This window comes from Paenibacillus zeisoli, from assembly GCF_003994465.1.
Classification (GTDB): Bacteria; Bacillota; Bacilli; order Paenibacillales; family Paenibacillaceae; genus Fontibacillus; species Fontibacillus zeisoli.
Genome location: NZ_RZNX01000004.1, coordinates 69,902 through 89,890 on the forward strand (window position 1 = coordinate 69,902; position 19,989 = coordinate 89,890).

Annotated in this window: 19 protein-coding genes; 14 read left to right on the forward strand and 5 right to left on the reverse strand. The window is 46.3% G+C overall.

The annotated features are described in order from the left end of the window. Positions 1 to 275 precede the first annotated feature (275 nt). The 7 genes from EJP77_RS11720 to EJP77_RS11750 all read left to right on the forward strand — a co-directional run bounded on the left by EJP77_RS11720 (position 276) and on the right by EJP77_RS11750 (position 8,934). Positions 276 to 5,498 (forward strand): InlB B-repeat-containing protein, encoded by a 5,223-nt coding sequence (locus EJP77_RS11720; protein ID WP_127199430.1) that lies wholly within the window; start codon positions 276 to 278, stop codon positions 5,496 to 5,498. 194 nt (positions 5,499 to 5,692) lie between these two features. Further along, on the forward strand, positions 5,693 to 6,073 hold the full coding sequence (locus EJP77_RS11725; protein WP_127199431.1) for a YkvA family protein: 381 nt from the start codon (positions 5,693 to 5,695) through the stop codon (positions 6,071 to 6,073). 268 nt (positions 6,074 to 6,341) lie between these two features. Next, on the forward strand, positions 6,342 to 6,851 hold the full coding sequence (locus EJP77_RS11730; protein WP_127199432.1) for a DoxX family protein: 510 nt from the start codon (positions 6,342 to 6,344) through the stop codon (positions 6,849 to 6,851). Between the two features lie 109 nt (positions 6,852 to 6,960). After that, positions 6,961 to 7,377, forward strand: a complete 417-nt coding sequence (gene arr / locus EJP77_RS11735) for an NAD(+)--rifampin ADP-ribosyltransferase (RefSeq protein ID WP_127199433.1) — start codon at positions 6,961 to 6,963, stop codon at positions 7,375 to 7,377. Between the two features lie 167 nt (positions 7,378 to 7,544). Next, positions 7,545 to 8,021, forward strand: a complete 477-nt coding sequence (locus tag EJP77_RS11740; RefSeq protein WP_127199619.1) for a DUF2975 domain-containing protein — start codon at positions 7,545 to 7,547, stop codon at positions 8,019 to 8,021. Between the two features lie 11 nt (positions 8,022 to 8,032). Then, the gene (locus tag EJP77_RS11745; RefSeq protein WP_127199434.1) at positions 8,033 to 8,239 is read left to right on the forward strand and encodes a helix-turn-helix domain-containing protein; all 207 of its coding nucleotides are present in this window, start codon (positions 8,033 to 8,035) and stop codon (positions 8,237 to 8,239) included. Between the two features lie 107 nt (positions 8,240 to 8,346). Continuing rightward, the gene (locus tag EJP77_RS11750; protein ID WP_127199435.1) at positions 8,347 to 8,934 is read left to right on the forward strand and encodes a DUF4256 domain-containing protein; all 588 of its coding nucleotides are present in this window, start codon (positions 8,347 to 8,349) and stop codon (positions 8,932 to 8,934) included. Between the two features lie 167 nt (positions 8,935 to 9,101). On the opposite strand, the gene EJP77_RS11755 is transcribed toward EJP77_RS11750, so the two are convergent. Beyond that, entirely contained in the window at positions 9,102 to 9,461 is a 360-nt protein-coding gene (locus EJP77_RS11755; protein WP_127199436.1) for a putative zinc-binding protein, read from the reverse strand. Between the two features lie 206 nt (positions 9,462 to 9,667). On the opposite strand from EJP77_RS11755, the gene EJP77_RS11760 reads away from it, so the two are divergent. Continuing rightward, positions 9,668 to 10,111 (forward strand): GNAT family N-acetyltransferase, encoded by a 444-nt coding sequence (locus tag EJP77_RS11760; protein WP_127199437.1) that lies wholly within the window; start codon positions 9,668 to 9,670, stop codon positions 10,109 to 10,111. Between the two features lie 18 nt (positions 10,112 to 10,129). Here EJP77_RS11760 and EJP77_RS11765 read toward each other — a convergent pair whose 3' ends face one another. Beyond that, complete coding sequence (locus EJP77_RS11765; RefSeq protein ID WP_127199438.1) at positions 10,130 to 10,606, reverse strand: GNAT family N-acetyltransferase; 477 nt, start codon at positions 10,604 to 10,606, stop codon at positions 10,130 to 10,132. A gap of 312 nt (positions 10,607 to 10,918) precedes the next feature. Here EJP77_RS11765 and EJP77_RS11770 point away from each other — a divergent pair, with 312 nt between their 5' ends. The 3 genes from EJP77_RS11770 (at position 10,919) to EJP77_RS11780 (ending at position 12,988) form a co-directional block, all read left to right on the forward strand. Further along, positions 10,919 to 11,626: a DNA alkylation repair protein gene (locus EJP77_RS11770; RefSeq protein WP_127199439.1), complete on the forward strand. Its 708-nt coding sequence runs from the start codon at positions 10,919 to 10,921 to the stop codon at positions 11,624 to 11,626. Positions 11,627 to 11,717: 91 nt separating this feature from the next. Further along, positions 11,718 to 12,080 carry a hypothetical protein gene (locus tag EJP77_RS11775; protein ID WP_127199440.1) on the forward strand — a complete coding sequence of 121 codons (363 nt, stop codon included), beginning with the start codon at positions 11,718 to 11,720 and terminating at the stop codon, positions 12,078 to 12,080. 224 nt (positions 12,081 to 12,304) lie between these two features. Further along, the gene (locus EJP77_RS11780) at positions 12,305 to 12,988 is read left to right on the forward strand and encodes a nuclease-related domain-containing protein (RefSeq protein ID WP_127199441.1); all 684 of its coding nucleotides are present in this window, start codon (positions 12,305 to 12,307) and stop codon (positions 12,986 to 12,988) included. 98 nt (positions 12,989 to 13,086) lie between these two features. Here EJP77_RS11780 and EJP77_RS11785 read toward each other — a convergent pair whose 3' ends face one another. Then, positions 13,087 to 13,575, reverse strand: coding sequence for a VanZ family protein (locus EJP77_RS11785; protein ID WP_127199442.1), 489 nt, complete (start codon positions 13,573 to 13,575; stop codon positions 13,087 to 13,089). Between the two features lie 246 nt (positions 13,576 to 13,821). Between EJP77_RS11785 and EJP77_RS11790 the strand changes: the two genes are divergently transcribed. Further along, complete coding sequence (locus EJP77_RS11790; protein ID WP_127199443.1) at positions 13,822 to 15,201, forward strand: amino acid permease; 1,380 nt, start codon at positions 13,822 to 13,824, stop codon at positions 15,199 to 15,201. Positions 15,202 to 15,472: 271 nt separating this feature from the next. On the opposite strand, the gene EJP77_RS11795 is transcribed toward EJP77_RS11790, so the two are convergent. Beyond that, the gene (locus EJP77_RS11795) at positions 15,473 to 16,282 is read right to left on the reverse strand and encodes a PaaX family transcriptional regulator C-terminal domain-containing protein (RefSeq protein ID WP_185897321.1); all 810 of its coding nucleotides are present in this window, start codon (positions 16,280 to 16,282) and stop codon (positions 15,473 to 15,475) included. Positions 16,283 to 16,405: 123 nt separating this feature from the next. Between EJP77_RS11795 and EJP77_RS11800 the strand changes: the two genes are divergently transcribed. After that, on the forward strand, positions 16,406 to 17,092 hold the full coding sequence (locus EJP77_RS11800) for a metal-dependent hydrolase (protein ID WP_127199445.1): 687 nt from the start codon (positions 16,406 to 16,408) through the stop codon (positions 17,090 to 17,092). Between the two features lie 27 nt (positions 17,093 to 17,119). Next, positions 17,120 to 18,040: an AEC family transporter gene (locus EJP77_RS11805; RefSeq protein WP_127199446.1), complete on the forward strand. Its 921-nt coding sequence runs from the start codon at positions 17,120 to 17,122 to the stop codon at positions 18,038 to 18,040. Positions 18,041 to 18,177: 137 nt separating this feature from the next. Here EJP77_RS11805 and EJP77_RS11810 read toward each other — a convergent pair whose 3' ends face one another. Next, a complete protein-coding gene (locus tag EJP77_RS11810) occupies positions 18,178 to 19,821 on the reverse strand; it encodes an acetate--CoA ligase (protein ID WP_127199620.1) in 1,644 nt (547 codons plus the stop codon). Between the last annotated feature and the right edge of the window lie 168 nt (positions 19,822 to 19,989).

Here is a 19,989-nt window from a genome sequence, read left to right on the forward strand (position 1 = left end):
GATTAATCCAATATTTGTATCACCATCAACATGGAGCAGGCTCAAAAGGAGGGAGTCTTAGACAAGCATGGGGCGGTTATGAGGCGGATTAATCACCAAAATCTTTGCTGGCTAACCGGCGTTCAATTTGAACAGAAAATGGTAGCCAATTTTTGTAAGTGCGGTTATACTATTGTAGAAATATGTCGAATGTTTCTAAATAAATACAATTTTATCTTCTGCAGGTGCCTTAAAGTCGTGTATGGATTATTAAGAATAGGAGTGGTGTTTACAGCATGAGATTAAGAGGTTTAAGCGTTCTGCTATGTTTCAGTATCGTGCTTTCTATGTTTCCGCTAAAGAGTCTGCCAGCGAACGCTGAAGCCTGGTCATTGAGGGATGCTGCAGGTTGGAAAGCCGTGTATCCTGCTAATAATCAGAACGATTATCAGCACGACCAGCAAACAGGAAGCGGTTCGGTATCGCAAGATATTGTGGGTGATGCAAATTACCCGTCGACTTTTATGCATTTTACAGATACGGAGATAGCTTTGAGAGTTCGTGTGAACCATATAGATGGTGGAACGGACGCTGCGAACTATCAATTTAAAAATTTCTCATTTGCAGGTATTGATGCAGATCTCAATGGAAGTGTCGACTTCTTTCTAGGCATATATAATCCGACTGGTAATAACGGCCGACTTGGTATTTATGGCTCAAATAGTGGCTATGCGAATACCGGTCCGAGCACAACCGGAATCTCCGGAAAGCCGCTGATGGCTTTTAAACCTGTGAACAATGTCAATTATTCCATCACTAAGGCAGCAGACGGCAGCAATTTTGACGGCAATTCGGACTATTTCATTTCTTATAAATTCTCGGTTGCAGATATCAAAAGTGCGTTGGCAGCGAAAGGGTATAACTTTGATTCGTCTACTCCTTTCCGCTTTATGACAGGGACTGCAGCACAGGACAACTCCTTTAATCAGGATTTAAATGGAATGGACAGAACCGGCTGGTCTTCGAAAGGCACTTGGAATTCGCTTGGTGTGTTCTCGAATGTGGTATCAGCGAATGGAAGTATACCTTATTACACTGTAAATTTTGACAAGAATACTGGCGATACTGAGGCGTCACCTGCATTCAAGGTGATTCAAGCAGGAGGAACAACACTCGGAAGTCTGCCCGTGCTGCCCACCAAGCGGAGTATGTACTTTCAGGAGTGGAACACAAAGCCGGATGGAACGGGTGAGACGATTACCGCAAATACGGTTATTAATGCGAGTACATCTGTCTATGCCATTTGGGGAGATAAAAAGGTATACACGGTCACCTTCATGAATGGGACGGATACCTTAACTACTGTGCCGACCAAGAACGGCATAGTTGGCGACAATATGCCATCTGTGCCCGTAGGCAAACAACCCTATTTTATAGGCTGGAATACAACATCGAGTGGAACGGGCAGTTGGTTAAATTCAACTACTGCTGTTACCCAGAACACTACGGTATACGCCATATTCACCAACAGTGGCGAATCCGCAGTTTTCTTCAATAACTATACGCCAAATGGCGGCTCCATCGTTGCAACCCTATATTCTAACGGAAATAGCGGCAATTTTGGCGGCGGAGGATTGCCGACGATTACCAGAACCGGCTACGTGTTCGGAGGCTGGTATAACAATACAGCGGGTACTGGGACCGCGGTTACTACCCTCGGTAAGGGATCGGCGGGGAACTATTATGCCAAATGGACACCTGCCGTTTATACGGTAACTTTTAATGGTAACGGTGGAAGCGATCCTGTCAACAATGTGCCTGATAACAAAGCCATTACAAACGGCACTTTTGGTGATATGCCTACTGCCAAACCTACTCGCACTGGTTACAGTTTCATTGAATGGAACAGAAGCCCGGATGGCAGCGGTGAAGCTATATATCCGTCCACAGTAATCTCGGAGAGTGCAACAGTCTATGCCATTTGGAAGGCGTCTAAGACGGTTACATTTAACGTAAATGGCGGTGAAGGCGAGAATCAATTGATCTCTGCCGTTGACGGAAAGTTGGACTATCTCCCCCAGCCTCCGTTCCGTGAGAATTATACATTTTTGGGTTGGGGGACTTCGGCAGGTGCCACTACGGTTGTCAATATTCAGGATGTAACGGCTTATACAGAGCTGTTTGCTGTGTGGAGCCCGGTCTATACGGTGAACTTTGATGCCAATCAAGGTGACTGGGAAGGATCCGCCCAGACTAGTATTCTAACTGCATATGGCAGCGTACTTTATATTCCCGAAGCTCCGGTGCGCGAAAATTATGTTTTTGGCGGCTGGAATACTGGGGCTGATGGCAATGGAGTTCCTTTTACACTGTCGACTTCGGTGACAAAGGACAACACAACTGTATATGCAAAGTGGGCGTCGTCCGCAAGTGCCTTTACTGTGAAATTTGAAGCCAATGGCGGCAGCTCCATAGACGACATGACAACCAACCAAATCGAAGCAGCCCCCGCATCGGCCAAGCCTGGCTACACTTTAGAAGGTTGGTATAGCGATCCGGGACTGAATACAGATAAGAAAGTAAGTTTCCCATATCAAGTCACAGCGAATACCACCCTTTACGCAAAGTGGACAGCCAATACATCGTCTGTAACGTTGAGTGATAACGGGGGTAGTGGCGGCAGCGAAAGTGTGACTGCAGCATATGATCAACCGATGCCGGATGCAGCAGTTCCGAATCGGACAGGGTATACATTTACCGGATATTATGACCAGGCAAGCGGCGGAACGAAATATTACAACGCGGATATGAGCAGTGCGAAAGACTGGGATAAAACGGAGTCAGCTTCGACCCTCTATGCGCAGTGGGAAGCCGCTGTATATGCCGTTACCTTTGATGCTAACGGTGGACAGTACGCCGGGGGCACAGCAACGGCAGACCTGAATCAGACTTATGATAGCAATTATGAGCTGCCGTCTGTGAATCCTACCCGCAGCGGGTATACGTTCGCTTCGTGGAACCTGCAAGATGACGGGAAAGGGACGACGATCACAGGGAATACGAAAGTAAAAGAAGCCGGGGCGCATCATGTATATGCCGTGTGGACTGAGGTCGGCAGCGTAATGATCAATTATGCCGCCAATGATACTTCCTATGGTACGGTCAGCCAGGCGAATGAATCGTTGAACCCCGAAACGAGTACAGCATCTGGTTCGGAAGCAACAGCGAAGCCAGGGTATCACTTTGTAGAATGGCAGGACGGGAATGGTACTAGTGTAAGCACGAATCCAACCTTTGTTCCGCAGAAGGTTGACGGCAGCTACGTGTCAGGTACGTACACCGCTGTCTTTGCAGCGAATACTTACCATATAACGTATGATCTTGATGGCGGAAAGACCGCATCCTCGAACCCGACTACCTATACCACTGAGAATGACAGCTTTACGCTGATCAACCCGACAAAACCAGGGTATACCTTCGGGGGATGGACAGGAACGGGGCTATCAGATCCTACCGTTACGGTCATAGTAGATACGGGTTCTACAGGCGATCGGAGTTACTCCGCGACATGGACTGCCAACACTTCTTCTGTGACATTGGATGCGAACGGCGGCACTGGAGGAAGCAGCAGTGTAACTGCAATATATGACCAACCGATGCCGGAGGCGGAAGCTCCGAGTCGGACGGGCTATGCATTCATCGGATACTTTGACCGAACTAGCGGTGGAACGAAGTATTACAACGCGGATATGAGCAGTGCGAAGAACTGGGATAACACCGGTTCAACCGTGACGCTCTATGCGCAGTGGCAATCAACAGCTGGCTATGATGTAGTCGGTACCGTAGTTGATGAGGCTACTCCTCCGGTTCACATACAGGGAGCGAAGGTTGAGATTGTAAAAGGTAACACCTCTTACGGAGATACGGGGACTACGGACGCAGAGGGTAACTTTACGATCCATAATGTACCGGCAGGCACGTATAACTTGAGGATAACTTTGAATGAGAAAACAGCCATCATTGCGATTATAGTCAAGGGAGAGACAAGGGTCATACACCTGGGGAATGTAATATTCCCGTACAATGCTAGCAGTGCATTAAACCTGCAAGGCAATGGCACGCCGGCCATTGTAATCGATAATCTGCACCCTGAGGCAGAGGATTACCTTTTGAAAGAGAAGAATAATACAGGCTTCGCCAAGGTTGAAATGAAGATCGGAAAGATTGATGAAGCGACGAGCGATACCCACGCCTTGGAAGCAATGAGTAATATCAAACCTAAGGCACGGAACGATAATTTAACCATTGGCCTCTACCTGGACATGACCATTGAGAAATTTTATCGTATCACCGAAGCGGAAGTGTGGAATTCAGAGGGACTTATCGGACAAACGAAAGGGCTAATTAAAGTTATTATTCCTATCCCTTCAGACTTGTATGGCAAGTCCGGTTATGCTGTGTATCGCTATCACGGAAATGCAGTGAATTTTATCAACTCGGTTCCGAATGCAGATGGAGAATATCTTGCATATGATTCATCTGATCAGACGCTTACGCTCTATGTTAGAAACTTTTCAGTCTACGCTATAGCTTATAATAATCCACAAGTAGAAGTTCCTTCAGGCACAGGCGGCGGAACGCAGGCCAACTTTGCTGTTACCTTTGATGGGGACGGAGGTACTTCATCTACAACAACGCAATCTGTGGCTATCGGGGATCTGTTAACCAAACCTGCAGATCCAATAAGAACTGGCTATATCTTTGATGGTTGGTATAAAGCCGATGGCAGCAAGTGGAACTTTAGCACGGATAGGGTATACTCGAATATCACGCTGACAGCCAAATGGACAGTTGCCGCTACGGATGCGCCAGCTCTGGATAAGGTTAACCATTTTGCCTATATGAAAGGATATCCTGACAGAACCTTTGGCTCTGAGAAGAATATGACCAGGGCGGAAGCTACTGTGATGTTTGCCCGTCTATTGGTCAATAAAATGGATGTTGGCAAAAGTTATCCATCCAAGTTCAAAGATATTGATAGTAGGCGATGGTATGCAAATGCCATTGGATATATGGAGCAATACGGCATTATCTCGGGTTACTCAGGCGGAACCTTTAGGCCGAATGCGCCGATAACTCGTGCAGAATTTGCGGCAATGTCATCTCGGTTTGATAAGCTGATCACAGGCGAGCCCGTTATTTTCACCGATGTGAAGGATAATTACTGGGCCAAAGATTACATTTCCTTTGCTTCTTCCAAAGGATGGATCAAGGGATATCAGGACGGCACTTTCCGGCCTGAGCAATCCATCACTCGTGCTGAAGTGGTAAGTTTGGCAAACCGTATGCTTGAGAGATCTAGCGACAAAAGCTATCTTACAGCACATAAAGATGTACTCAGTGAATACGTAGATCTAACAACCGGCCACTGGGCTTACTACGATATTATGGAAGCAACCAATGCCCATGATTACGAGAAGAATGCAAACGGTGAAACTTGGATTCATCCTAAGAAGTAGGGGAGAAGAAATCAGGCAGTAACAGTAAAGAGGGGCGCTCAGCCCCTCTTTTTGTTTGCTGGGATGATAGTTAACTTACCAAAAAGTTATATTCTGTTTGGATCAATCCAAGAACGATCAGAATGGTGTGGTAATATGAACAAAGAAGGGTACATAGGAGCAAGTACTACTATTTCGCAAGGGGGATTAGTACCATAATACAAAAACTAAAACAAACTACAAAACGGCTCAAATCCAATTTGATTGTACTGTATCTATCTTACAGAGACCCTAGAGTGAAATGGTATGCAAAACTGTTCACACTGTGTGTTGTGGCGTATGCATTTAGTCCCATCGATTTAATTCCCGATTTCATCCCGATACTAGGCTATGTTGACGATTTGATCATCGTCCCGCTGGGCATAGTCCTTGCCCTTAAGATGATACCTGGGGAGGTTATTGAAGAGAATAAAGTGAAGGCCCAGGAGATTCAAGGAAAGCCCAAGAACTGGCTTACAGCTGCTCTGTTCATAGTCGTATGGATACTGCTTGCAATTTGGATTGCATGGTATGTTTATAAAAAATTCAGTCATTAGACATAGATAAAACCGACTTTTAACGGTTCACAGTGCGGTATCGGAGTAAGGTCAAATCACACGAATACAATGAAAAGCCGATCGATAATCAGGAAATCACTTCTGATTGTCCTCGGCTTATTTCTGTTAAGCCTGACCCTTGGTAAATATAAGAATATTTGACTAGAAAGGAACGGGAAAATCATTACCATTTCCTCATTGCTTATCAATGGAACTAATATGATAATGATAATCGTTATCAATATATGAATTTATTGGAGGTATAATCGTGTTTTTAAATTTTTTAAGGGAAAACCGCTATGTATCCGTACTTCTTACTGTGCTCCGAGTGTATCTTGGATGGCTTTGGCTGAGTGCTGGGTGGGAGAAAATTTCGAGCGGAAAGTTTGATGCTAGCGGCTTCCTGAATGGGGCTGTTGCAAAAATGACTGGAGACCACCCGTTAGTTCAACCCTGGTGGGGAACCTTCGTGAAAGAGGTCGCATTACCGAATGTAGATTTTTTTAACGTGTTAGTACCATGGGGAGAGTTTCTGGTAGGTCTGGGTTTAATCTTTGGAATTTTTACGTCATTCTCCATACTCATGGGGCTAACTATGAACTTCGCATATCTGTTATCAGGAACGACAAGTACAAATCCGCAAATGGTTATACTGGGAATGTTTATCCTTGTTGCAGGATGGAATGCTGGAAAAATCGGCTTGGATCGCTGGTTCCTGCCGTTGCTCGGGAAGTTGGCGAATAAAAGAGGCGGTATTGAGCAGGTGTCGCCAAATTGAGGGAGCCTCTACTTTAATTATAGTACAGTAAGCCCATGATTTACAGACTACCATTTTTGGAATTCATGCCCTATATTGTTGTATATCATATTGAAAGAGGTGTACCTGTATGAATTCCAACAATGACGTTTTAGATCGTGGGCCTTTTTTTCATGGAACTAAAGCAGAACTGAAAATTGGCGATTTGTTAGAACCACAATACCTGTCAAATTACCAAGATAAAAAATCCAACCATATATACTTTACTGCAACATTAGAGGCGGCTAAGTGGGGTGCTGAATTAGCAAAGTCCGGTTCAAAGGAAAGAATATATGTTGTTGAACCACAAGGTGAATTTGAGAATGACCCCAATGTAACGGACAAGAAGTTTCCAGGGAATCCAACACGGTCTTACAGATCTAAGTTCCCACTCAAAATTGTAGCTGAGCTGGGTTCGTGGGAGAGACATTCTGATGAACAGATTAATCATATGATTGCCTCTATAAATAAGCTGCATGAAGAAGGTAAATTTGTGATCTATGATTAATGCTGAATGTTATGAGGGACGGAAGCTTAATTCCGTCCCTTTTTGGTGTTTGGAATTTGACAGTACTTATTAATCAATTAACAATCTAAATTTATTGTAAAACAATAAAAATTATGTTAAATTCAAAATGAAAACAATAAAGAGGGGTGCATGTTCAGGTGCATGTGATCGAACGAGGAAGAACGCTTTTTTTAAAGGCAACGGTGTATCTTATTGGAGTATTAATTCTTGCTGTGTGTATATTTGGATTGCCATCGATCGGCAGGGAAGCTGCAGAGGCTTTCCCGGACAATTGGGTATACCCTGTGGTTGTGATCATGTATATTTCGGTGATCCCGTTATTTGTGGCCTTGTATCAGGCATTAAAGCTCTTAAGCTACATTGATAAGAACACCGCATTCTCCGAGTTATCCGTACTGGCGCTAAAGGTGATCAAACACTGCGCTGTTACCATCAGTATTTTGCATGCGGCCTGCCTGCCGTTCCTCTATCTGATTGCGGATTTAGACGATGCTCCAGGTCTCATCCTCTTCGGAATGGTTATTCCCGCCGCTTCCATGGTTATTGCCGTCTTTGCCGCCGTTCTTCAAAGGCTGCTGAAAAGTGCAATTGATATCCAATCAGAGAATGATCTGACGGTCTGAGGTGAGATAACATGGCGATTATAATCAATATTGACGTGATGTTGGCTAAACGCAAAATGAGTGTGACAGAGCTGTCGGAGAAGGTCGGGATCACGATGTCCAATCTCTCCATACTGAAGAACGGTAAAGCGAAGGCGATTCGGATATCGACATTAGAGGCAATTTGCAAGGCGTTAGAGTGTCAGCCTGGAGATATTCTGGAATACCGAGCAGACTAGTGAATGAATGGGGATTAGATAGTACACTGTTAGTAGATCTTTCTGAGTATAAGTAGTATGAAATAAGCCAGTAAGGATGGAATACATGGTGTTAGGAGGAAGCAAAAATGACCGAGAAAAGCGAGATCAGCAGCAGTACAAAAGAACTGTCATCCGAACAAAAAGAAGAACTGTTTGGACTATTGAAGTCCCGTTTTGAGAAGAACAGGAACCTTCACTCAGGTCTGGAATGGACCCAGGTAGAAGCCAGGCTTGAAGAAACGGGAAGGGATAAGCTGTGGTCGCTCAGTGAAATGGAGAGAACCGGAGGCGAACCAGACGTGGCCGGTCATGATTCAAAGACGGGTGAATATATTTTCGTTGACTGCTCAGCGGAAAGTCCTAAAGGACGCCGAAGTGTATGTTATGACCGTGAAGCCCTGGAGTCTAGGAAGGAACACAAACCACAGAATAGCGCAGTAGATATGGCTGCCGATATGGGCATTGAACTCCTTACGGAGGAGCAATACCGGGAGCTGCAGGAACTGGGCAATTTCGACCGGAAGACTTCGAGTTGGGTGAAGACGCCTTCCAGAATCAGAGAACTCGGAGGAGCGATCTTCTGCGACCGCCGCTATGACACGGTCTTTGTGTATCACAATGGGGCGGAATCCTATTATGCTGCTAGGGGATTTAGGGGCTCGCTAAGAGTCTGATTAGACTGTGGCATCAGCATGAAGCGGGCGCCAACGCGCCTACACATCATGCAAGTTATCCTTGCCTATTCGGCGCTAACTCGAGTAAAAGTCATGAAATGACCGGGTTTCCGGGCAAGCAAAGCCCCTTCTTATGGAAGGGGCTTTTGGATTTGAGTCTATACGGATCACTGAGCGGTTAGTTCAAGAATCTTATGATATGCGCTCAGGAATTGTTCTGGATCAGGGTCCTCTCCTAATCGCTTGGGTACATCAAATTTAGATAAATCGAAGTGATACTGGGGCTCCAAGTCTTGCTTAGCTAGACAGCTCTTGCAGCAGGACAAAGGACAACCGTCGATGGCAATGATGGGACGTCCCGACTTGGCTGTTCTGACAAGAGGTTTGACATCCCCACCGACACCCGCGATACAGGACATTTCAGCTATGTTGTCCCGGTCCATTCTAATTGCAATCATGTTGGCAGTCTGTGCAGCCGAGGAACAACCGGAACAGGAATAGACAAGAGGCAGATCATTTCTTCTCATTTGGCACCCTCACTCACTTATAAATTTTCTAGGTATCATAACCTGAGTTTGCCGAATGAACTGTGAGGGCGGTCACTTCCTAAGATTTTCAAACGAAACCTATTTTGTCAGTATTTGCTTGTCAGCTGCATGCTGCAGTATAGTGGGCAAAGATGAGCAAAATGATTAGATATAGAAATCAGCCTAATTTTAGAGGAGGATTTGTGGTGACTGAGAGAATACTGCCTTTTACGAGTGATAGATTGGGACACTGTACTGAGCTTTATGTTCAGGTATTTAATAGTGAACCCTGGAAAGAAACCTGGACTCGGCCTACTGCGGAAGAAAGACTTACTGACCTGTTGAATACACCGAAGTCCTTTGGTTTTGTGTTATACGATCATGATCAATTAATTGGATTTATTGCGGGAAATAGCAAAAAGTCATATGCAGGATTAACCTTTTACCTTGCTGAGCTCTGTATAAACAATCAAATTCAGGGCAAAGGCTATGGATCTAAACTGCTTCTTCATTTGGAGAATGAACTTAGGAAGATCGGCGTTCAAAGCATTTATTTATTAACGGCAAACGGAGGGCTTGCAGAGACGTTTTATCTGAAAAATGGCTACAAAATCAATGAGAACAGGATAGTTATGAATAAGCAGTTATAAATATTCCCGCCTGTAAGCTCATAACTCTTTCATATACCAAGCGTCACACGCGTTATGCTCAGACTCTTCAAGCCCTTGTTCTAGCTGGCGGAAGCCGAACTTGAGATAGAGAGAATTCGCGGCTTTCAGCTTCTCGAATGTCTCTAGGTAGCAGTATTTATAATGCTTGGCGGCAAAATCCAAGGCCACCTTCAACAGCTCATTGGACAGCCCTTTGCCCTGCTCCTGAGGCGCAAGATACAGCTTCTGCAGCTCGCAAACTTCGGGAATCTGTCCGAAGCGTCCAATGCCCACTCCACCTGCAATTTCACCTTGATCCGTAACCATAACCCAGTACTTGGAGCCAGGCTGCTGCTTATAGTACTCGGCCAGACTGCCCAGCTGGGGGTCAAAGTAGGCGGTTCCTGGTAGGTTCAGTCCAAAAGATTCCAAGGAGCGTTTAATGATCTGCTCCATGGCTTGATTGTCTTGTTCTTCAATTTCTCGGATTAGCATAAAGTTCATCTCCGTATCTAGGTGTGTTAAAGAATATAAGTTGATCTATTGATTTACACATTAGGCAGCCGTGTGAAATGTTCTTCCGATCGCTGTTGTTCCCAGTTTTCTTGACTGAATTTATTAGGTAGAAATCCGGTAACAAAGGCGAACGCTTCGCTTCTCCAGACTCATTTCACACTCTTGCCTATGGGTAATTCTCAAGATCACTTATATCATTTAAATTTAAGGATTTATTGTAAGTCCGCCTACTTCAAATGTCAATTTGAAGAGGATGATTTTGCTAATAACCACTAGAAAGAAGGGATAAATATGGATTTAGAAACGGTCATGCAGGAGCTCGAGGCTCTCGGCAAGGAACGAACCAAGAAAATTTACATATCGAATGGCGCTCAGGAACCGCTTTTTGGCGTGGCTACAGGGGCCATGAAGCCGATGGCCAAGCAGATCAAGAAGAATCAGCCTTTGGCTGAGCAGCTTTACGCCACAGGGAACTACGACGCCATGTATTTTGCCGGTGTAATTGCGGATCCGAGGGCAATGACAGAAGCGGATTTCGACCGGTGGATAGATGCCGCTTACTTCTATATGCTGTCCGATTATGTGGTTGCCGTAACTTTGGCAGAGACAGAGATCGCCCAAGGGGTAGCCGATAAATGGATCGCAAGCGGCGAGGAACTCAGAATGTCCGCAGGTTGGAGCTGTTACTGCTGGCTGCTTGGGAGTCGCCCGGATCGTGAGTTTGACGAGAGCAAAATGGCTCATATGTTAAAAAGGGTGGAAGCAGAGATTCAGGATTCTCCCGAGCGAACGAAGTACGCGATGAATAACTTCATTTATACCGTGGCTACGTCCTATTCACCGTTCCATGATCTGGCGGTTCAGACCGCACAGGCTGTAGGACCTGTGGAAGTCGGACAGGACAAGGGAAAGAGTAAGTACCTGAACGCTACGGACAATATTCAAAAGGCGATAGCTAGGGGACACCTTGGCTTCAAACGCAAGTACGTAAGATGCTAAAATAATTCAACCAATCTCCCGGAGGTTTTGTCCATTCCAAAGTATCTGCTCCTTCATTAACTATAGTATAACAACTAAGGAGTTGATTATTTTGAGAAAAGCAACCTTGATGAGAATTAAGAAGGCGGAAGCAAAGCTAGGGAGAAAATTCAAAAAACAAAGTCACGTAGTTAAAAATGTTAGAAAAGCCCTCCGTGTAACAGACCTTGGAGATGGATTTGCACGCTTCACGTTCTCTTCGGTCACGCTTCCTCCAAATAGCTTCAGAAGCACTACGATTAACGGCAATGGCTTCAATATCATTAGCGGTTCCTGGATTTTCTCCGGTAATGATCAAGGATTCCTTCTGGACAACTTTTCCGCAGCTGAGGACAGATGGTTCTTCACTGCGTGGAACCCAACCAATTTCACAAGATCTGTAAGTTATGCAGTCATTGCTAAACGGAAGCCATAAAGCTGAAGATATTATAAGTGGGAAAAGGAGCTGAATAGGCTCCTTTTTTGGTTGGGATGAAAGGGGGGCCTAAGAGAGTATTATATGGGCCTATATAAGGGTGAAAATAATGCCAAGATAACGCGCATGTTTAGCATTTTCCTTATATGACCGATAATTATAGAATAGAGGACATAATTTTACTAACTATAGTCCTAATCTTATTGCCATAGGAGCCCTACATAATGATAAAGAAACTACTAGCCATGTTTAAATCAAGTAACACACCCACAAAGCAGGCACCACAGAAGAAAAGCACCCCACGAAAGAAGATTGAACCTACACGTATAGGGGAGCTAGGTGAACACAAGATTAATATTCAGCTGGATCAACTACCCAAGGAATGTAAATATTTAAGTGATTTATTAGTTCCTAATTCAAAGTCGCGTTCTGGTTACTCCCAGATTGATCACCTCGTTATTTCTCCTTATGCTCTGTTTGTCATTGAAACGAAGAACTACAATGGTGAGATAAAAGGCAAGAAGAGTGAAAAGTACTGGAGTGTTAGTAACCGATTTAAGATGTACAATCCCTTTATGCAAAATTTTGGCCATATTAAGGCCGTGGAAGCTCACATAAGCGAGTTTAAGAACTTAAGATATATCTCTATGATTTCTTTTACAATGAGATGTAGGTTTAGCGTTGACCCTGAGCTTAGAAAAATTAGCTCGGATGAATTAATTGTTTATGATGTTGAACTATCTGAATTTATACAGAGGAAAATTACTAGAATAAAGGCAGAGCAGCCCACGAATCTACTGACAGATACTGAAATTAATCAAATCTATGAGAAGCTTAAGGAAGCCAATATTACAGATCCGAAAGTCAGAGCTGAACACATCGAAAAAGCAAAAAAGCCTAAAGCATAATCCCTGAGGACTCACCAATGTTACCAAACGAACCTTCAACAACGTCCGTAAAAAGTCTGTTAAATGATGCTGTAATACGTGAACAAGGGAATATGCTCTCACCGAACCTTCTTGTTGCCCAGTGAATACACCCCATACCCCAGCACACCCCCAAATGTATTCAGAATCAGATCATCCACATCGAAAGTGCCTATCGCCAACATAAGCTGGGCCGTCTCCAGTCCAAGACTGAAGGTGAAAGACAGAATTAGTACTTTCGATAAGGGATTGGACATTCTCTTGAAAATAAGCGGCAGCAGTATCCCGAAGGGGATGAAGATTACGATGTTGCCAATAAAGTTAATTAAGCTGTGAAAGTCTGCATGCTTAAAATACTCCATAATCTCATGAAATGGGATGAAGTTGGCATTAAAGATCAATTGATCCTTAATCAAATTGGGGCTGTGGAGGTGCTGGCTAAGCTGATGTTTTATGAAATGGAGATCAATGCTGTGAAACTTAAATAATATTATTTTAACTACAATATAGAGATATGCTGCAAACATCGCCGTAAGCATCATGCTGAAGCTCATGCGCTTAAGTCTCATTATAATTCCCCGTTTCTGATGCGTGTTCTCCTTACCCTATTTAAGATAAAGGATAATATTTACGAAATAATAGGGAAAAGATAACGATTTTCTTAAGATTGCCTAAATTTAATTTCCCAGCAAAATGCCTACGTTCTGTCATTGAATTTATACAGCTTTTGTCATAAAATCTCTGTAATGCTATGGAGGGACGTCTTCCAGATCATTAACGACTGAGAAAGACATTAACGAAGGGGAGCGTTCGGTTTGGAATCGAAACAACAATTAAACAGAGGGCTGAAGCCGAGGCATATCGAGCTGATTGCACTCGGAGGCACGATTGGCGTTGGCCTTTTCATGGGGTCGGCGAGTACGATCAAGTGGGCGGGGCCTTCGGTACTGCTGGCCTATCTTTTGGTCGGGATTATTATGTTTTTTGTGATGCGGATTATGGGAGAAATGCTAATTGTTGAACCTCTAACGGGTTCATTTGCCACATTTGCCCATAAGTATATCAGCCCGCTGGCCGGGTTCTTGACCGCATGGAGCTACTGGTTCTTCTGGGTTACGGTCGGAATGGCGGAAGTGACCGCGATTGGCGTGTATGTGGGTTTTTGGTTCCCGGATATTCCGCAGTGGCTGCCAGCCTTGGCAGGTGTGGCTATTATCGCAGCAGCCAATTTGGCGGCGGTGAAGTTCTACGGAGAGTTTGAATTCTGGTTCGCACTCATCAAAGTTGTGGCGATCGTCTTTATGCTCGTGATTGGAACCGGGATGATCTTCTTTGGCCTTGGGAATGGCGGACATCCCATCGGATTGTCGAATCTATACAGCCACGGCGGTTTTTTTGCAGGAGGACTCAAAGGCTTCCTGTTCGCGCTCTGTATTGTCACAGCGGCCTACCAAGGGGTTGAGCTGGTCGGAATAACCGCAGGTGAAGCGGAGAATCCAAAGCTGACCCTGCGCAAAGCAATCAAGAACATCATCTGGCGCATTCTGATCTTCTATGTGGGTGCGATCTTCATCATCGTTACACTTTATCCTTGGAATCAGATCGGTGAGATCGGAAGTCCGTTCGTACTGACTTTTGCCAAGGTTGGGATTGTGGCTGCTGCAGGCATCATTAATTTCGTGGTGCTTACTGCGGCGATGTCTGGCTGCAACAGCGGGATCTACAGTGCAGGTAGAATGCTGTATACGCTGGCCAAGAACGGACAAGCACCAAAGTTCTTCGGGAAAGTGTCCAAAAGCGGGGTGCCTAGAAACAGTATTATCACGACGATTTGCATGCTGCTTCTCGGTGTGCTGTTCAACTATCTGGCGCCGAACTCGAAGTTGTTCCTGTATATCTACAGTGCCAGCGTACTTCCCGGCATGGTACCTTGGTTCGCTATGGCATTCAGCCAATTCAAATTCAGGAAGAAGTGGAAGAACGAGATGGGAGAGCATCCATTCAAATCGCGGTTCTTCCCGATCAGCAACTACATTACGATAATTTTCTTATTCCTCGTGATCATTGGCATGTGGTTCAATCCAGATACCCAGACGTCCCTCATAGTCGGTATCGTGTTCATGGCCATCGTGATCGCTGGCTACTTTGCATTCCGGATTGGGAAGCGGGAGAATAGCGAGATTGACGAGGCTTAAGAGATAAATCGGGGTTAAGGCTATATCGCAAGACTGGTTATCGAAATTGAATTAGTCACAGGTAAGTGTGGTGTGAAATGAGGCTGGAGAGCAAGGCATTTGCCAATGTGATCCTTGGTGACAGTGACATTTCACAAGGCTGCGTACATGTGATTTAGTAGTTCAGCTAAACAGGAACAAGCCCGGGCACGGTGTGCTCGGGCTTGTTTTCTTTTTGCAGCAAGCAATGTGTGGCTCGCCCAATTCTTGCACCACGTCCATTGCCGCCGCCTTAGCTCGCAGTAAAGCGATTCACGAACACCCGATATGCCGACTCCTCGGGGATTGCACCTGCGATGGTACGCAGCAAGCGCTGATACTCCAGGAAGCAGGACCTTCCAATCCAACCTTCAGGCAGCAGCTCTTCCGGAAGAATCGGGTCGCTGAGTCCAAGCTCCGCAATGATCTCCCCGAGCTCCAGGAAGCGGACGAATAAGGCCCGGTCATCCACGGGCTTCTCTTTCAGTAAGGACTCGAGCGACGGAGAGAAGCGGCTGTGTATCCATTCCTGCTTGGTCAGGTAGACCTCGTTCAGGCTGTTGAGACTCCAAATCTCCCCAGCCTTCTCGGGGGTAATTCCGTTATGGACAAAGCTCCCTTTGCCAAGGGTAACCCAGTCAGTAATACCCAGGTTGTCGGCGAGAAGAAGCACGTCCTCTGTATAGTCCCAGGGAGAGATATAGACGCTCTTATACAGCAGGCCAAAACCCAACTGCAGCAGGCCGCCGCGGAACGCATCCCGCTTCTTCCGATCCGCTTCGGGCACTTCGAACATGACCATGTGCCAGACGCCATCCCACTGCTGCTCAATTAGCAGCGGCTTGCGGTTAATGGTCTGGATGAATTCAGAACCGAGTGGGGTCACAGCATAGCGTGAACGCTCAGTGGATTCAATGTACCCGTCTTTCTTCAGCCGGGACAACGTATTCCGGATAATTTGGGGGGACACATCTCTGGCCTCATAGATATCGACGAGAGTTTTTACATCAATATCTCGGGTGCTAGAGATCAAATATAGGATTTGTTTCTCAACAGATAACATTGCTCGGCTCCTCATAAACAGGATGATGGCAAACAAATATTGACAACTAAAGACCAATGAATATAATAATAAATACAACGAACGTTGATTAATTTATTATAAAAAAGAAAGCGAGGAATTGATATGCAAATTCAGTTTCATGGGCATTCCTGCATTCAGGTAACGGATGGCGCTCATTCGGTTATTATCGATCCGTATCTGACAGGCAATCCCGCTGCGGTTGCTAGCCCGGAGGATATTCACGTGCAGCATGTGATTCTGACGCACGGTCACTTTGATCATATCACCGATGCCGCTGCTGTTGCAAAACAGAATGACGCATCCATCATCGCGGTTGAAGAACTCGCTATCCACATGGCGAAGCAAGGGCTGAGAACGGAAGCCATGCATGTGGGCGGGGAATGGAAGTTTAATTTTGGTCATGTACATCTTACCCAGGCCGTGCATACGTCTTCCATTTCGACATCGGATGGCGAGGTGCTGTATGCAGGAGTTCCCGCCGGAGTTGTGCTGCAGATGGGGGATGTAACTCTATATCATGCCGGAGATACGGGACTGTTCGGCGATATGAAATGGATCGGGGAGAGATTCGACATTGATGTGGCCTTCCTGCCGATAGGAGGACGGTTCACAATGGGACCAAAGGATGCTCTTACTGCGGCGGAATGGCTCAAGGCCCGCTGCGTAGTCCCCATTCATTTCGATACATTCCCCCCGATCCGTCAAGACGGTGCTGCATTCGTAAGCGACTTGGCCCGATTGGGCATACAGGGGAGATGCTTAACACCAGGCGAGATGATAACCATATAGATAAGACGAATTAGGAGTGTTGTTGCCATGATGATCCTGTATACGTTCTACCACATTATTATTCCCATTCTGATTCCAGTCGGGATCGGAGCACTGCTTCATCGTAAATTTCGGTTCGACTTAACGGGATTCTCCAAGTTGATCTTGTACTACTATGTACCTGCACTTGCTTTTGTCAAAATATACGAAGCCCGCCTGTCCGCCAGCCTGCTCTTCTCGGTAATTGGCTTCCTGCTGCTGCAGTTCGTAGCTGTCGTCCTGATTGGACTGGTCACAAGCCGTATGCTGCATCATCCCCGGCCGCTGGCAGCCAGCTTCTCCAACAGTATCTCGCTAACGAACAACGGGAATGTCGGCATTCCGGTTAATGCGCTGGCATTCAAGCAGGATCCATTCGCTATGTCCGTTCAGATTATCGTTGTGGTATTTGAACTATTCGCCACATTTACGTACGGTTTATTAAATGCGAGCAAGGCCACCGCCGGGCTCAGAAGCTCTCTCATCCAGTTCGCCAAAATGCCGGTCCTGTACGCCATTATTGCGGGGACGGCCCTGCATCTGCTAAATGTTCAGATTCCAGATCCGATTCTGAGCCCGCTGTCCGATATCGCGAGTGGCATGCTCTCATTCGCTCTCGTCTCCATCGGAGCCCAGATCGCTTCAGCGAAGCTTCACCGGAACACGTCCACGGTTCTGCTCAGCAGTATGATCCGACTGGTCATAGCACCTATTGTAGCATATGGCATCATCCATATCCTGAACATTCAGGGAATTACGGCGCAGGCCTTATTCATTGCAAGCGCCATTCCTACCTCACGTAACAGTGCATCCTTAGCGCTAGAATATGGCAATGAGCCTGAGTTTGCGGCCCAGGCGGTGCTGGTATCCATGCTTCTCAGCAGTATTACATTAACCTTTGTGATTAATTTGTCGCAGACGTTATTCTAGGGCTGTCATCTAATAGAAAGAATCGTTTCGTACTTAAGTTCGCTGATGTCTTTGAACCCACATATATTCAACACAGATCTTCGCCGGCAAAAAAACAACCAATCCGCATGCTCACGGATTGGTTGTTACTGCCTATGCTATTTCCCTGAAGAATACTCCTTCTCCCGCAGTTCAATCCTGCGGATCTTGCCGGAGTTCGTCTTCGGAAGCGAGTGGATGAACTCGATCTTCCGGGGATATTTGTACGGCGCAGTCAACGCCTTAACATGACTCTGAAGCTCCTTGACAAGCTCTGGCGTGCCATCGACCCCTTCTACCAAGACGACGAAAGCCTTCACCACAGAGCCCCGGATCTCATCCGGGCTTGCCACCGCGGCACATTCTTTTACGGCGGCATGCTTCATCAACGCTTCCTCAACCTCGAATGGGCCAATGGTATATCCGGAACTGATGATGATGTCATCATTGCGGCCCTCGTACCAGAAGTAACCGTCCTCATCGACACGTGCACGGTCCCCGGTCACGAAGTACTCTCCGCGCTGATTGCTCTTCTTGCGCTCGGGATCCTTATAGTAACCCTTGAACAAGGCAGGCATGTTCAGGTGAACGGCAATGTCTCCCACTTCACCGGCCGGCAGAGGGCTTCCAGAATCGTCTACGATCTCGATCAGGCCTGGGGAGATGGCTTTGCCCATGGACCCGAGCCGAACCGGGGAATCCATAAGATTCCCGATCAGCAGCGTGCTCTCCGTCTGACCGTAACCATCACGGATGGTTAGATTATGCACGCGCTGGAACACTTCGATAACCTCCTGGTTAAGCGGCTCTCCCGCGGAGACCACACTGCGCAGAGAGGAGAGGTCATAATCTCCCAGATGATCGATCTTGGCCATGATCCGGAATTCCGTTGGAGTGCAGCAGAGCACCTCGATCCCGTATTCCTTGATCAGATTCAAGTACTGATTAGGCTGGAACGAACCGTGATAGACAAATCCGGTAGCTCCCTTGCCGAGGACAGATAAGAACGGACTCCAGATCCATTTCTGCCAGCCGGGTGCAGCGGTTGCCCAGACGATATTGCCCGGCTGGATATCCAGCCACAGCGTGGAGGCGATCTTCAGGTGGGTATACGCCCATCCATGACTGTGGATGACCCCCTTGGGATTTCCTGTTGTGCCGGAGGTATAGGCAAGGATAGCCATATCATCCCGGTGGGTAGGCACGGCTGTGAATTCATCGGACTCGCCCTCCATCAGACTGGATAAGTTCAGCCAGCCCTGCGCATTAGCATGTCCTTCGGTATCCCCATGGCTAACTGCAATTCGGTACTGAAGGTTCGGGTGCTCTTCTTCGATCTTGTCCACTTCTTGAGTAAGGGTGGACCAGGCAATCACGGCTCTGGCTTCAGAATGCTCAAAGCGATAAGAAAGGTCCTTGGCACGAAGCATTTCCGATGAAGGAATAATCGCGGCTCCGATCTTCAGGCAAGCCAGGTATATGACATAAGCGATAATCTGACGAGGAACCATGACCAGTACCCGGTCTCCCTTCGCAAGCCCCAGCCGCTGAAGGCCGCCTGCCAGCTGATTCGCCTTCTTCAGAAGCTCTCCATAAGTGATCTCTTCGTAGTCTCCCTGATCACTTAACCATTTCAGCGCCAGCCGATCTGAGGGGTGGTTCTCCATTTCAGAGGTTAAATTATACTGTTCAGGTGCGTTCCATTGCTCGAAATTCAGGGGGAACCTCTCCTTTAGTGTCAAATGAAATGTAATATATACCATCATAGCACTTAATCTTAGTACCAAGTACTAGTATAACCCCTGCCGCTGTGGAATAATCAACAAGAAAGTGAACTTCCTGAGAAAAATATGCAGGAAGAGTCCGGAGCAAGCATGGTGCGCCGTGTATTATCAATATGGACATGACTAAAAGCCTCCCGAAACCTAGGG